Source organism: Neoroseomonas alkaliterrae, from assembly GCF_014199195.1.
GTDB classification, from domain to species: domain Bacteria; phylum Pseudomonadota; class Alphaproteobacteria; order Acetobacterales; family Acetobacteraceae; genus Neoroseomonas; species Neoroseomonas alkaliterrae.
Genome location: NZ_JACIJE010000009.1, coordinates 124763 through 138441, shown reverse-complemented (window position 1 = coordinate 138441; position 13679 = coordinate 124763). Strand labels below are relative to the sequence as shown.

Annotated in this window: 13 protein-coding genes and 2 tRNA genes; all 15 read right to left on the bottom strand. The window is 67.7% G+C overall.

What is annotated here, in order from left to right:
* Position 1: 1 nt before the first annotated feature.
* Entirely contained in the window at positions 2-1297 is a 1296-nt protein-coding gene (nuoF, locus tag FHS88_RS15825; RefSeq protein ID WP_184486433.1) for an NADH-quinone oxidoreductase subunit NuoF, read from the bottom strand.
* A 3-nt stretch (positions 1298-1300) separates the two neighbouring features.
* Positions 1301-1921, bottom strand: coding sequence for an NADH-quinone oxidoreductase subunit NuoE (locus tag FHS88_RS15820; protein WP_184486432.1), 621 nt, complete (start codon positions 1919-1921; stop codon positions 1301-1303).
* Positions 1918-3141 (bottom strand): NADH-quinone oxidoreductase subunit D, encoded by a 1224-nt coding sequence (locus FHS88_RS15815; RefSeq protein ID WP_184486431.1) that lies wholly within the window; start codon positions 3139-3141, stop codon positions 1918-1920. Before FHS88_RS15815 ends, FHS88_RS15820 begins: the two co-directional genes overlap by 4 nt.
* Positions 3138-3803 (bottom strand): NADH-quinone oxidoreductase subunit C, encoded by a 666-nt coding sequence (locus FHS88_RS15810; RefSeq protein WP_338146608.1) that lies wholly within the window; start codon positions 3801-3803, stop codon positions 3138-3140. Before FHS88_RS15810 ends, FHS88_RS15815 begins: the two co-directional genes overlap by 4 nt.
* Entirely contained in the window at positions 3796-4353 is a 558-nt protein-coding gene (locus tag FHS88_RS15805; protein WP_184486429.1) for a NuoB/complex I 20 kDa subunit family protein, read from the bottom strand. Before FHS88_RS15805 ends, FHS88_RS15810 begins: the two co-directional genes overlap by 8 nt.
* A gap of 7 nt (positions 4354-4360) precedes the next feature.
* Positions 4361-4729: an NADH-quinone oxidoreductase subunit A gene (locus FHS88_RS15800; protein WP_184486428.1), complete on the bottom strand. Its 369-nt coding sequence runs from the start codon at positions 4727-4729 to the stop codon at positions 4361-4363.
* 216 nt (positions 4730-4945) lie between these two features.
* A tRNA-Asp gene (locus FHS88_RS15795) sits at positions 4946-5022 on the bottom strand.
* A 177-nt stretch (positions 5023-5199) separates the two neighbouring features.
* Positions 5200-5271: transfer RNA gene (locus FHS88_RS15790), tRNA-Val, on the bottom strand.
* A 74-nt stretch (positions 5272-5345) separates the two neighbouring features.
* A complete protein-coding gene (locus FHS88_RS15785) occupies positions 5346-5618 on the bottom strand; it encodes an HU family DNA-binding protein (RefSeq protein WP_184486427.1) in 273 nt (90 codons plus the stop codon).
* A gap of 245 nt (positions 5619-5863) precedes the next feature.
* Positions 5864-8269 carry an endopeptidase La gene (lon, locus tag FHS88_RS15780; protein WP_184486426.1) on the bottom strand — a complete coding sequence of 802 codons (2406 nt, stop codon included), beginning with the start codon at positions 8267-8269 and terminating at the stop codon, positions 5864-5866.
* Positions 8270-8411: 142 nt separating this feature from the next.
* Positions 8412-9668, bottom strand: coding sequence for an ATP-dependent Clp protease ATP-binding subunit ClpX (gene clpX / locus FHS88_RS15775; protein WP_184486425.1), 1257 nt, complete (start codon positions 9666-9668; stop codon positions 8412-8414).
* A gap of 100 nt (positions 9669-9768) precedes the next feature.
* Positions 9769-10416: an ATP-dependent Clp endopeptidase proteolytic subunit ClpP gene (clpP, locus tag FHS88_RS15770; protein WP_184486424.1), complete on the bottom strand. Its 648-nt coding sequence runs from the start codon at positions 10414-10416 to the stop codon at positions 9769-9771.
* 113 nt (positions 10417-10529) lie between these two features.
* Entirely contained in the window at positions 10530-11324 is a 795-nt protein-coding gene (locus tag FHS88_RS15765) for an MBL fold metallo-hydrolase (RefSeq protein WP_221244454.1), read from the bottom strand.
* 4 nt (positions 11325-11328) lie between these two features.
* Positions 11329-12102, bottom strand: a complete 774-nt coding sequence (locus FHS88_RS15760; protein ID WP_184486423.1) for a TatD family hydrolase — start codon at positions 12100-12102, stop codon at positions 11329-11331.
* Entirely contained in the window at positions 12102-13676 is a 1575-nt protein-coding gene (gene metG, locus FHS88_RS15755; RefSeq protein WP_184486422.1) for a methionine--tRNA ligase, read from the bottom strand. Before metG ends, FHS88_RS15760 begins: the two co-directional genes overlap by 1 nt.
* Between the last annotated feature and the right edge of the window lie 3 nt (positions 13677-13679).

Here is a 13679-nt window from a genome sequence, read left to right as displayed (position 1 = left end):
CCTACTCCGCCGCGAGGCGCTGGTGCCGCGCCTTGTACGCCTGGATGCGTTCTTCCATCAGCGGCCGGTAGTGGCGGATCAGCCCCTGCACCGGCCAGACGCCGCCATCGGCGAGCGCGCAGATGGTATGGCCCTCGATCCGGCGCGTGACGTTCTCGAGGACGTCGATCTCCTCGATCTCCGCATTGCCTTCGACCATCCGGTCCATCATGCGCTTCACCCAGCCCATGCCCTCGCGGCAGGGCGTGCACTGGCCGCAGCTCTCATGCTTGTAGAAGGCCGACAGCCGCGCGATCGCCTTGATGACGTCGGTGGACTTGTCCATCACGATCACGCCCGCGGTGCCGAGGCCCGACTTGTGCTCGCGCAGCGCGTCGAAATCCATCAGCACGTCGTCGCAGATGTGCTTCGGAAGCAGCGGCGTGGAGGAGCCGCCGGGAATGACGCAGAGCAGGTTGTCCCAGCCGCCGCGAACCCCGCCCGCATAGCGCTCGATGAGCTCGCGCATGGGGATGCTCATTTCCGCTTCCACGTTGCACGGCTTGTTCACGTGCCCCTGGATGCAGAAGATCTTGGTCCCCGAGTTCTTCGGCCGCCCGAAGGAGGCGAACCAGTCGGCGCCGCGCCGCATGATCTCCGGCACGACGGCGATGGTCTCGACGTTGTTCACCGTGGTCGGGCAGCCATAGAGGCCAACGGCGGCGGGAAATGGCGGCTTCAGCCGCGGCATGCCCTTCTTGCCCTCGAGGCTCTCGATCAGTGCCGTCTCTTCGCCGCAGATATAGGCCCCTGCCCCGCGATGGACGTAGAGGTCGAAGTCGTAGCCCGAGCCGCAGGCGTTCCGGCCGAGAAGCCCGGCATCATAGGCTTCCTGGATCGCCGCCTCGAGCACCACGCTCTCGTTGTAGTACTCGCCGCGGATGTAGATGTAGCCGGCGACCGCGCCCATCGCGAAGCCGGCGATCAGGCAGCCCTCGATCAGCGTGTGCGGATCGTGGCGGATGATGTCGCGGTCCTTGCAGGTGCCGGGCTCGGACTCGTCGGCGTTCACCACGAGGTAGGAGGGGCGGCCATCCGACTGCTTCGGCATGAAGGACCACTTCATGCCGGTCGGGAAGCCCGCACCGCCGCGTCCGCGCAGGCCGGAGTTCTTCACTTCCTCGATGATCGCGTCGCGACCTTTCGCGAGGATCGCCGCCGTCCCGTCCCAGTTGCCGCGCCGGCGCGCGGCATCGAGGTTCCAGGGCTGGAACCCGTAGAGGTTCCGGAAGATGCGGTCCTTGTCGGAAAGCGCCATGGCTCAGTCCTGCTCCGCGCCCGTCAGCGCAGTCGCGCCGCCGGCGGCCTCGCTCGAATGGCGCCCGATCGCGCTGCCCGGCTTCGGCCGCTCGCCGCGCTTCAGCGCCTCGATCAGCCTGACCGTGCTCTCGTAGTCGAGGTCCTCGTAGTAGTCGTCGTCCACCTGCAGCACCGGCGCGTTCACGCAGGCGCCGAGGCACTCGACCTCGGTGAGCGTGAAATTGCCGTCCGCGCTGGTGTCGCCGTAGCCCTTGAGGCCGCCGGCATCCTTGCAGGCGCGCAGCACCTCGTCCGACCCGCGCAGCATGCAGGGCGTGGTGCCGCAGACCTGCAGGTGATAGCGGCCGATCGGTCGCGTGTTGAACATGAAGTAGAAGGTCGCGACCTCATAGACGCGGATCGGCGGCATGCCGAGCCGCTCCGCGATCACGTCCATCGCCACGCGCGGGACCCAGGCGCTGCCCGTCTGCCGCCCCATCTGCTTCTGCGCGACGTAGAGCAGAGGGATCACCGCCGAGGCCTGCTTGCCCTCGGGGTAGCGCCGGATGATCGTCGCGATCTTCGCCTCGCTCTCCGCATCGAAGGCGAAGGAGGCGGGTTCCTCGTGCTGCGGCGCGCTCACCGGTCGATCTCCCCGAACACCACGTCAAGCGAGCCGATCACAGCCACCGCGTCGGCCAGCATGTGCCCCTTGGACAGCACCTCCATCGCCTGCAGATGCGCGTAGCCCGGCGCGCGGATCTTGCAGCGATACGGCTTGTTCGTGCCGTCCGCCACGAGATAGACGCCGAACTCGCCCTTGGGCGCCTCGGTCACCGTGTAGGTGCTGCCGGCCGGCACGTGGTAGCCCTCGGTGTAGAGCTTGAAGTGATGGATCAGCGCTTCCATCGAGCGCTTCATCTCGCTGCGCTTCGGCGGTGCGATCTTGTTGTCGAGCACCTTCACCGGGCCAGGCTTCATCTGGTTGAGGCACTGGTGGATGATCCTGAGGCTCTCGCGCATCTCGAGCATGCGCACGAGGTAGCGGTCGTAGCAGTCCCCGCGCGTGCCCACCGGAACGTCGAACTCCATCCGGTCATAGACGTCGTAGGGCTGCGCCTTGCGCAGGTCCCATGCGCAGCCGGAGGCACGCAGGCAGGGGCCGGAGAAGCCCCACTCCATCGCCTGCTCGGCCGTCATCACGCCGATGTCCACGGTGCGTTGCTTGAAGATGCGGTTCTCGGTCAGCAGGCCCGAAAGGTCGTCGATGAAGGCGGGAAACTTCCGCGCCCATTCGCCGATGCGGTCCTCGAGCCCCGGCGGCAGATCCTTCGCCACGCCGCCCGGGCGGAAGTAGTTGGCGTGGTAGTGGCTGCCGCTGACCTGCTCGTAGAACTCGAGCAGCGTCTCGCGCTGTTCGAAGCCCCAGAGGGCGGGCGTGATGGCGCCGCAATCGAGCGCATAGGTCGTGATGTTCAGCAGGTGGTTCAGGATGCGCGTCAGCTCCGCGAAGAGCACGCGAATGTACTGCGCCCGCTCCGGCGCCTCGATGCCGAGCAGCCGCTCCGTCGCCAGCGCGAAGGGATGCTCCATGCACATCGGGCTGACGTAGTCGAGCCGGTCGAAATACGGCAGCGCCTGGATGTAGGTCTTGTGCTCGATCAGCTTCTCGGTGCCGCGGTGCAGCAGGCCGATATGCGGATCGGCACGCTCCACCACCTCGCCCTTCATCTCGAGGATCAGGCGCAGCACGCCATGCGCGGCGGGGTGCTGCGGACCGAAATTGATCGTGTGGCTCTCGACCTCGACGCTGCGCTTCGTCGTCTCGACGGGCGCCTCGCCGAGCAGGGGCTGGCCGCTCATGCCGGGCCCTCCAGACGGTTCAGATGGACCTTCTCGTCCCCCGGGAGCGTCGTCATCCCTTCCCAGGGGCTGAGGTAGTCGAAGTTGCGGTATTCCTGCGTGAGCTGCACCGGGCCGTAGGCGACGCGCTTCAACTCCTCGTCGTAGCGCAGCTCGACGAAGCCGGTGAGCGGAAAGTCCTTGCGAAGCGGATGGCCCTCGAAGCCATAGTCCGTCAGCAGGCGGCGCAGATCGGGCTGGCCCTCGAAGACCACGCCGTACATGTCCCAGGTCTCGCGCTCGTACCAGGTCGCGGAGGGCCAGATGGCAGCGACCGAAGGCACCGGCGTCGCGGCGTCGGTCGTCACCGAGACGCGCACGCGATGGTTATGGGAGAGGCTCAGCAGGTTGTAGACGACCTCGAACCGCTCGGCCTCCTGCGGCCAGTCCACGCCGCAGATGTCCATGCACTGCTCGAAGGCGAAGCGCGGGTCGTCGCGCAGCAGCAGCATCAAGGCCGGCAGCGATTCGCGGCGCGCGCGCAGCACGAGTTCGGCGCCGCCGCGCGCCAGCGTCACCTCGGTGACCGCGCCACCGGCCGCGGCCGCGATGGCCGCGCCGAGGGCACGGAGCGGATTCTCGGGCGCGGCGGGCTCCGCCGCCGCGATCTCGTTCTCAGCCACGCAGGATGGTCCCCGTCCGCCGGATCTTCTTCTGCAGTTGCAGGATGCCGTAGACCAGCGCCTCGGCCGTCGGCGGGCAGCCCGGCACATACACGTCCACCGGCACGATGCGGTCGCAGCCGCGCACCACGCTGTAGGAATAGTGGTAGTAGCCGCCGCCGTTCGCGCAGGAGCCCATGGAGATCACCCAGCGCGGCTCGCTCATCTGGTCGTAGACCTTGCGCAGCGCGGGGGCCATCTTGTTGGTCAGCGTGCCTGCCACGATCATCACGTCGGACTGGCGCGGGCTACCGCGCGGGATGATGCCGAAGCGGTCGAGGTCGTAGCGCGCCATGTAGGCGTGGATCATCGGCACCGCGCAGCAGGCGAGGCCGAAGGTCATCGGCCAGAGCGAGCCGGTGCGCGCCCAGTTCACCACCTTGTCGATGTTGGCGACGACGAAGCCCTTCTCCTGGATCTCGTCCGTCACCTGCCCGATCACGGCATCCTGCGCCGCGCCCGGCGGCAGGGCCTGGCTGTTCCAGGCGATCTCGTTGCTGGCGCCGCTCATGCTGCGCTCACTCCCAGTCCAGGGCGCCCTTGCGCCATTCGTAGAGGAAGCCGACCGTCAGCACGAAGAGGAAGGCCATCATCGAGCCGAAGCCGAGCCAGCCGATATCCCCGAGCGTGATCGCCCAGGGAAAGAGGAACGCCACCTCGAGGTCGAAGATGATGAAGAGGATGGCGACCAGGTAGAAGCGCACGTCGAACCGGCGCCGCGTGTCGTCGAAGGGGGCGAAGCCGCATTCATAGGCCGAGAGCTTCTCGGCATAGGGCTTCTGCCGGGCCGCGAGGAAGGCGCCGCCGACCATGGCGATGGCGATGCCCGCCGCGATCCCGAGGAAGACGAGGACCGGAAAGTACTCGGCCAGCAGCGGCTGGGTCATCTCAACCTGGCTCCCCTGCCCGTTTTCCGGGCACGCAGTTGCCGCGCGGGGCGTCATGCCGCAGCGCAGCGCGGGCGGACATTAGCCGCCCTTCTCGCGCTTCGCCATAGGGCGCGGCGGAATGATTTCAAGGATATCGAGGCTGCGTGCCGCACAGACGAAAGCGGCGCCGCGGATGATCCCGCAGCGCCGCTTTCCGTCCGATGAAGCGCGGCGTGGCGCGAGTGACGGGGCTCGAACCCGCGACCTCCGGCGTGACAGGCCGGCGCTCTAACCGACTGAGCTACACCCGCGTAACCGCGACAGGTGGCGGGGGATACGGGCTGGGGCGGGTTTCGTCAAGCGGTGCTGTGAAGGTGGTGCGTTGGTCGGTGGGCCGCGCCGCAACGCAATGCGCTGCGGGTAGTTACGCTCTCCCTCCGGGAGATTCATCTCGGGCCAGCCCACGGCACGGGGTGGCGCGAGATGAATGGGCGCTGCCGGGATCGAACCAGCGACATCCTGTGTGTAAGACAGGCGCTCTACCGCTGAGCTAAGCGCCCCCTGCCCCACCGCATAGCACAAGGGCCGGCCCTTGCGGACCGGCCCCTGGCGGTTCCATCCCCGCGGGGAAGGATCAGTTCACGGCGTCCTTGAGGCCCTTGCCGGCCTTGAAGCGCACGGTGGTGGAGGCAGGGATCTTGATCTCCTCGCCCGTGCGGGGGTTGCGGCCCTTGCCGGCCTTGCGCTTGGAGGTCGAGAAGGTGCCGAAGCCGACCAGGCGGACTTCCTGCTTCTTCTTGAGCGACTTCTGGATCGCCTCGAAGACGGCGTCCACGACGTCGCCGGCCTTGGCCTTCGGCAGATCGGCCGCCTCGGCGACGGCGGCAATCAGGTCCTGCTTGTTCACTGGGGTATCCCTCCGTTGATCCGCGGATGACAGGCCGGCGAGTCGTCCGACCGGGTCGGCGCGGAGAGTAGGAGCGCGGATTTTCCAGCGTCAACGAGAGACCGCCCGATTCGCGGCGGAAAACCGCCAGTTTCGCGACGCGATGCGGCAGGAATGCAACGGGGGCCAGGGTTTTCCACAGGCCGGCCCCGGCGAAGCGGCCTTCGCCGGGGCTTTGCGATGCGCCCCCGCGGGCGCGACTCGCATCAATGCGGCAGCGCCGGCCCCATCGAGCCGGCCTCGCCGCCGCGAGGCGCCGGGGTTTCCTCCGGCTCCTCCCAGGTGATCGGCTCCGGCTTGCGCACGAGCGCCCGGCCGATCACCTCGTCCACATGCGAGACGGGGATCAGTTCGAGCCCCTTCTTCACATTGTCCGGGATCTCGGCGAGATCCTTCTCGTTCTCCTTCGGGATGAAGACCGTCTTGATGCCCGCGCGCAGCGCGGCCAGCAGCTTCTCCTTCAGCCCGCCGATCGGCAGCACGCGGCCGCGCAGCGTGATCTCGCCGGTCATGGCGATGTCCCGCCGCACCGGGATGCCCGTCAGCACCGAGACGATCGAGGTCGCCATCGCGATGCCCGCGCTCGGCCCGTCCTTCGGCGTCGCGCCCTCGGGCACGTGCACGTGGATGTCGCGCTTCTCGAACAGCGTCGGCTTGATGCCGAAGGTGGTCGAGCGGCTGCGCACGTAGGACATCGCGGCCGAGACGCTCTCCTGCATCACGTCGCCGAGCTTGCCGGTCTGCTTCACGTTGCCCTTGCCGGGCAGCATGACGCTCTCGATCGTCAGGATCTCCCCGCCCACCTCGGTCCAGGCGAGGCCGGTGACGACGCCCACCATGTCCTCGGCCTCGGCCTCGCCGAAGCGGAACTTCCGCACGCCGGCGAACTTCTCGAGGTTCTTGTGGGTGATGGCGACCTTCTTCGACTGCTTGGAGACGATCTCCTTCACCGCCTTGCGCGCCAGGCCCGCGATCTCGCGCTCGAGGTTCCGCACGCCGGCCTCGCGCGTGTAGTAGCGGATCAGGTCGCGGATCGCGCTGTCGGAGAGCGACCATTCGCCTTCCTTCAGCCCGTTCGCCTCGCTCACCTTCTTCATCAGGTGCCGCTTGGCGATCTCGACCTTCTCATCCTCGGTGTAGCCGGGGATGCGGATGATCTCCATGCGGTCGAGCAGCGGCTGCGGCATGCGCAGGCTGTTGGCCGTGGTCACGAACATCACGTCCGAGAGGTCGTAGTCCACCTCGAGGTAGTGGTCGTTGAAGGTGGAATTCTGCTCCGGGTCCAGCACCTCGAGCAGCGCCGAGGACGGGTCCCCCCGCCAGTCGGCGCCGAGCTTGTCGATCTCGTCGAGCAGGAAGAGCGGATTGGACGTCTTCGCCTTCTTCATGCCCTGGATGATCTTGCCCGGCATGGAGCCGATATAGGTCCGGCGATGGCCGCGGATCTCGGCCTCGTCGCGCACCCCGCCGAGGGACATGCGCACGAAGTTGCGCCCGGTCGCCTTGGCGATGGACTTGCCGAGCGAGGTCTTGCCCACGCCGGGCGGGCCGACGAGGCAGAGGATCGGCCCGCGGATCTTCGCGCTGCGGCTCTGCACCGCGAGATACTCGATGATCCGCTCCTTCACCTTCTCCAGGCCGAAATGGTCGGCGTTGAGGACCTTCTCGGCCTCGACGATGTCGTTGCGGACCTTGGAGCGCTTCTTCCAGGGGATGGAGAGCATCCAGTCGAGGTAGTTGCGCACCACCGTCGCCTCGGCGCTCATCGGGCTCATGGTGCGGAGCTTCTTGAGCTCCTGCATGGCCTTCTCGCGCGCTTCCTTGGACAGCTTGGTGGCCTTGATGCGCGCCTCGAGCTCGGCGGCCTCGTCCTTGCCGTCCTCGCCCTCGCCGAGCTCCTTCTGGATCGCCTTGAGCTGCTCGTTCAGGTAGTACTCGCGCTGCGTCTTCTCCATCTGCCGCTTGACGCGGTTGCGAATGCGCTTCTCCACCTGCAGCACGCCGATCTCGCCCTCCATATGGGCGAAGACGCGCTCGAGCCGCGCGGTGACGGAGGGCGTCTCGAGCAGCTCCTGCTTCTCGGGAATCTTGAGGCCGAGATGCGAGGCGACCGTGTCGGCGAGCTTCGCCGGCTCCTCGATCTGGTTGATCGAGACCAGCACCTCGGGGGCGATCTTCTTGTTGAGCTTGATGTACTGCTCGAACTGGGAGACCACGGTGCGCGCGAGCGCCTCGGCCTCGCGCGGGTCGGAGAGCACCTCCTCCACCGGCTCGGCGAAGGCCTCGAAATAGTTGGTGGTTTCCTTGAAGGCGGCGATGCGCGCGCGGCGCCCGCCCTCGACCAGCACCTTCACCGTGCCGTCGGGCAGCTTGAGCAGCTGCAGCACAGTGGAGACGGTGCCGACCTGGTAGAGGTCGTCCGCGCCAGGGTCGTCCTGCGCGGCGTTCTTCTGCGCGACGAGCAGGATCTGCTTGTCGTCCTTCATCACCGCCTCGAGCGCGCGGACCGACTTCTCGCGGCCGACGAAGAGGGGGACGATCATGTGCGGGAACACCACGATGTCCCTCAGGGGGAGCACCGGGAGGAGTTCGCCGCGGATGGTTTCCGTCATGTGACCTCGCTGGGGACAGTCGGCGCCCGGCCCGCCCGGAGGCGGCACGGGCGGGGCGCCACGGTATCTCCCGGATCTGGGGGCCGGGTGGCGCCCGCTCAAGATCTTGACAAGGCGGCCCCGGCCGCCCTGTCCGGGCCGGTCAGGCCGAACTCTGCTCGGCCGGCCGCTCCGAGAGGATGAAGAGCGGCTGGGCGCGGCCTTCGGCCACTTCCCGGTTCACCACCACCTCCTCGACCGATTCGAGGCCGGGCAGGTCGAACATGGTGTTGAGCAGGATGGCTTCCATGATCGAACGCAGCCCGCGCGCCCCGGTCTTGCGCTGGATGGCCCGCGTCGCTACCGCCTTCAGCGCATCCTCGGTGAAGGTGAGTTTCGCGCCCTCCATCTCGAACAGGCGGCCATACTGCTTGACCAGCGCGTTCTTGGGCTTGGTCAGGATCTCGATCAGCGCCTTCTCGTCCAGGTCGTCGAGGGTCGCGACCACCGGCAGGCGGCCGATGAACTCGGGGATCAGGCCGAATTTCAGCAGATCCTCGGGCTCGACCTCGCGCAGGATCTGGCCGGTGCGGCGCTCATCGGGGTCGCGCACATCGGCGCCGAAGCCGATGCCCGAGCCCTTGCCGCGCGCGGCGATGATCTTCTCGAGCCCCGCGAAGGCGCCGCCGCAGATGAACAGGATGTTGGAGGTGTCCACCTGCAGGAATTCCTGCTGCGGATGCTTCCGCCCGCCCTGGGGCGGGACGGAGGCGACGGTCCCCTCCATGATCTTGAGCAGCGCCTGCTGGACGCCCTCTCCCGACACGTCGCGGGTGATGGAGGGGTTGTCCGACTTGCGGCTGATCTTGTCCACCTCGTCGATGTATACGATGCCGCGCTGCGCCCGCTCCACGTTGTAGTCCGCGGCCTGGAGCAGCTTGAGGATGATGTTCTCGACATCCTCGCCGACATAGCCGGCCTCGGTCAGCGTGGTCGCATCCGCCATGGTGAAGGGCACGTCGAGGATGCGCGCGAGCGTCTGCGCCAGCAGCGTCTTGCCCGAACCGGTCGGCCCGACCAGCAGGATGTTCGACTTCGCGATCTCGACCTCGGGGTTCTTTCCCCCGTGGGCGAGGCGCTTGTAGTGGTTGTGCACCGCGACGGAGAGGACCTTCTTCGCATGGTCCTGCCCGATCACGTAGTCGTCGAGGACCTTGCAGATCTCCTTGGGCGTCGGCACGCCGTCGCGCGACTTCACCAGGGTGGTCTTGTGCTCCTCCCGGATGATGTCCATGCAGAGTTCGACGCATTCGTCGCAGATGAACACCGTCGGACCGGCGATGAGCTTCCGGACCTCGTGCTGCGACTTGCCGCAGAACGAACAGTAGAGAGTGTTCTTGGAATCGCCCGACTTGCTCATGCGGTCTCCGTGTCCCCCGCAAGGGCGGGGAACTGCAACAGGAATGTAGCCCCCGGAACCCCCAAGGGAAAGTGAAAGCCGGCCCGGCCCCGGCGGCGCGTCACGCCTTGGCGGCTTCCGCGGCGGGGACCGGCCGCTCCTCGACCACATGGTCCACCAGGCCGAAGTCGCGGGCCTCCTCGGCGGACATGTAGCTGTCGCGGTCGAGCTTCTTCTCGATCGCCTCGATGGGCTGGCCGGTGTGCTTGACGTAGATCTCGTTCAGCCGCTGGCGGAGCTTCAGGATCTCGCGCGCCTGGATCTCGATGTCCGCCGCCTGGCCCTGCGCCCCGCCCGAGGGCTGATGGACCATGATCCGGCTGTTCGGCAGGGCGTAGCGCTTGCCCTTGGCACCCGCGCAGAGCAGCAGCGAGCCCATGGACGCGGCCTGGCCGATGCAGACGGTGCTCACCGGCGCACGGATGTACTGCATGGTGTCGTACATCGCGAGCCCGGCCGAAACCACGCCGCCCGGAGAATTGATGTAGAAGGCGATGTCCTTGGTGGGGTTCTCGCTCTCGAGGAACAGAAACTGCGCGCAGATGAGCGAAGACACCTGATCGAATACAGGGCCAGTCAGGAAGATGATCCGTTCCTTGAGCAGGCGCGAATAGATGTCGAAGGCCCGTTCGCCCCGCGCCGTCTGCTCGATGACCATCGGCACCAGGGTGTTGTTGTAGACCTCGACCGGGTCACGATCCCGAATCATGGGGTTTGTCCTTTCGTCCCGGCGGCGCCGAATCAGCCCGCCGATCGTGTGGCGAATGTGGGGCATCCGCCGCGCCTGCGAAAGCCCCGGCGGTCGCGCATGGCTGCCCGGCCTCAGCCCGGGACCTCCAGCACCATCCCGTCATGCCCCGGCTCGATCCCCGGCGGCAGGTTGGCGAGCAGCCAGCCATGGTCGAGGTCGGGGCTCATATGCGTCAGCACCGTCCGCCGGGGGCCGAGCCGCTCCACCCAGGTCAGGACCTGGTCGAGGTTGGCATGGACCTTGTGCGGCCGCCGCTGGAAGCATCCCACCACCCAGGTGTCGAGGCCGTGCAGCCGCGCGAGGCTCTCCTCCGGCAGGCGCACGAGGTCGGTCGAATAGGCGAAGCCGCCGATCCGCAGCCCGACCGTTTCCATCACGGCATGGTCCTGGCTGAAGGTCTGCACGGTATGGCCGGCGATGCCCAGCGCCTCCCCCGTCCGGAAGCGGACGGGCTCCACGGCCGGGCGGAAGAAGGCCGGGCCGGTCGAAGGCAGGAAGGCGTAGTCGAAGCGCTGCTTCAGGATCGCGAGGGTGCGCTCCATCCCGAAGGCCTCGAGCGGCCGCCCGGCGATCCGGTTGAGGATGCGCACCTCGTCGAGCCCCATGATGTGGTCGGCATGCTCGTGGGTGAAGAGGATGGCATCCACGCCCGGCACCCCGCAGGCCAGCATCTGGCTGCGCAGGTCCGGGCCGGTGTCCACCAGCAGCCGACCACCTCCATTGCCCTCGATCAGGATCGAGGAGCGGGTCCGGCGGTTGAGCGGATTGGCGGGGTCGCAGGCGCCCCACCAGCCGCGGCCGTCCTCCCCCCCGATCTGGGGCACGCCGCCCGAGCCGCCGCAGCCGAGAATCGTGACCTTGAGCAAGGATTTATGCGGCCTTCCTGAACAGGCGATGGAAGTTGGCCGTGGTCAGTTCCGCCAGCGCCGCCATCTCCAAGCCCCGCACTTCGGCGAGCATCCGCGCGGTATGGGCCACCATCGCGGGCTCGCAGCGCTTGCCGCGGAAGGGCACGGGGGCGAGGTAGGGGGCATCGGTCTCGACCAGCAGGCGCTCGGCCGGCAGGTCGCGGGCGATGGCGCGTATCGCCTCGCTCTTCGGGAAGGTCAGCATGCCGGAGAAGGAGACATAGGCCCCCATCTTCACGGATTCCTCCGCCAGTTCGCGCCCGCTGCTGAAGCAGTGCAGGAGGAAATCGAAAGCCCCGCCGGAGGCCCGTTCCTCGCGCAGGATGGCAAGGATGTCGGCGTCGGCGTCGCGCGCATGGACCACCAGCGGCAATCCGGCCATCCGCGCGGCGCGGATGTGACGGCGGAAATTCTCCGCCTGCGCCGCGCGCGGGGCCTTTTCGTAGAAGTAGTCGAGGCCGGATTCGCCGATGCCGATGATGCGCGGGTGCTCGGCCTCCGCCGCGATGGCCTCGGGGCTCGGCAGCGGCCCCTCGCCGGCATTGTGCGGATGGATGCCGACGGTGCCCCAGACCTCGGGGAAGCGGTCCGCGAGCTCCTTCACGCGCGCCGCCTGGGCCATGCGGACGCCGATCGTGACCATGCGGCCGACCCCGGCCTCCTTCGCGCGGGCGATGACCTGCCCGATCTCGGCCTCGCCGTAGTAGTCGAGGTGGCAATGGCTATCGACAAGCATCAGGCGGGCAACTCGATCTTGCGGAACAGGGGAGAGGGCGGCGGCAGCGGCGTGCCCTCGGGGAGCGGGTCGTCCAGGGCCGCGAAATGCCGTGCGTCGCGAGGCACGCCGAGCTGGTCGAGCAGCGCGGCCATGGTGCCGGGCATGAAAGGCTGCAGGGCAGTGGCATAGCAGCGCAGCGCGGTGTGCAGGTGGCGCAGCACGGCGGCCATGCGCGCCGGATCGGTCTTCCGCAGCGCCCAGGGCGCCTGCCTCGTGATGTAGGCATTGGCCTCGCGCACGCTCGCGAAGATCGCCTCGAGCGCCGAGTGGAAGTGCTGCTGGTCGAGGTGCTTGCGCAGCGTGTCCACCACGCCGTCCACGGAGGCGAAGAGCGCCGCATCCTCCACGCTGCGGGCGGCATCGGCCGGTAGCCTGCCCTCGCAGTTGCGCTGGATCAGCGAAAGCGTCCGGTTGGCGAGGTTGCCCAGCGCATCCGCCAGTTCCCCGTTCAGCCGGTTCACCAGAGCCTTGCGCGAGAAATCCCCGTCCTGGCCGAAGGGGACCTCGCGCAGCAGGAAGTAGCGCACAGGATCGAGCCCGTATTCCGCCACCAGCGCCACCGGGTCGATCACATTGCCGAGCGACTTGCTGATCTTCTGGCCCTCGTTCGTCCACCAGCCATGGGCGAAGACGCGCCGCGGCGGGGCGATGCCGGCGGCCATCAGGAAGGCCGGCCAGTAGATGGTGTGGAAGCGCACGATGTCCTTGCCGACGAAATGCACATCGGCCGGCCAGAACTTCCAGCGCGGATGGTGCGTGTCCGGATAGCCCACGGCGGTGATGTAGTTGGTCAGGGCATCGAGCCAGACATACATCACATGCGCCGGATCGCCCGGCACCTTCACACCCCAGGTGAAGGAGGTGCGTGAGACGGAGAGATCGAGCTTCTCCGGCCGGTCGGCGAAATCCTTCAGCCCCTGCTGGATGAAGGCGCGGATCTCGTTGCGCCGGCTCTCGGGCTGGATGTCGATGCGCTCGGGGTGGCCCTCGGGCAGGTCGTAGCGGCGCAACAGTTCCGGCAGCCATTTCGAGAGGCGGAAGAAGTAGGAAGGCTCCCTCACCCACTCCACCGGCGCCCCGGAGGGCGCGTATCGCACGCCGTCGCGCTCGGTCAGCTCATCCGGGCCGTAGAAGGCCTCGTCGCGCACCGCGTACCAGCCCTCGTAGTCGCCGAGGTAGATCTCGCCCCGCTCCGCCAGCACCTGCCACAGCGCGACGCAGGCCGCCTTGTGGCGCGCCTCGGTGGTGCGGATGAAGTCGTCGTTCGAGAAGCCCATCGTGACCGTCAGGTCGCGGAAGGCCTGGCTCACGCGGTCGGTGAAGGCCTGCGGGTCCTCGCCCGCCTCCTGCGCCGCCTTCTCGACCTTCTGCCCGTGCTCGTCGGTGCCGGTGAGGAAGAACACCTCGTGCCCGTCCAGGCGCTTGAAGCGCGCGAGCACATCGGTCGCGAGCGAGGTGTAGGCATGCCCGATATGGGGCTTGTCGTTCACGTAGTAGATCGGCGTGGTCAGGTAGATCGGTGGCTTGGCCATGGG

What these genes read in the sequence shown, in the direction of transcription:
- nuoF (WP_184486433.1), bottom strand. Translation starts at nt 1,297, where the DNA reads ATGGCGCTTTCCGACAAGGACCGCATCTTCCGGAACCTCTACGGGTTC.
- FHS88_RS15815 (WP_184486431.1), bottom strand. Translation starts at nt 3,141, where the DNA reads ATGAGCGGCCAGCCCCTGCTCGGCGAGGCGCCCGTCGAGACGACGAAG.
- FHS88_RS15805 (WP_184486429.1), bottom strand. Translation starts at nt 4,353, where the DNA reads ATGAGCGGCGCCAGCAACGAGATCGCCTGGAACAGCCAGGCCCTGCCG.
- FHS88_RS15800 (WP_184486428.1), bottom strand. Translation starts at nt 4,729, where the DNA reads ATGACCCAGCCGCTGCTGGCCGAGTACTTTCCGGTCCTCGTCTTCCTC.
- lon (WP_184486426.1), bottom strand. Translation starts at nt 8,269, where the DNA reads ATGACGGAAACCATCCGCGGCGAACTCCTCCCGGTGCTCCCCCTGAGG.
- clpX (WP_184486425.1), bottom strand. Translation starts at nt 9,668, where the DNA reads ATGAGCAAGTCGGGCGATTCCAAGAACACTCTCTACTGTTCGTTCTGC.
- clpP (WP_184486424.1), bottom strand. Translation starts at nt 10,416, where the DNA reads ATGATTCGGGATCGTGACCCGGTCGAGGTCTACAACAACACCCTGGTG.
- FHS88_RS15760 (WP_184486423.1), bottom strand. Translation starts at nt 12,102, where the DNA reads ATGCTTGTCGATAGCCATTGCCACCTCGACTACTACGGCGAGGCCGAG.
- metG (WP_184486422.1), bottom strand. Translation starts at nt 13,676, where the DNA reads ATGGCCAAGCCACCGATCTACCTGACCACGCCGATCTACTACGTGAAC.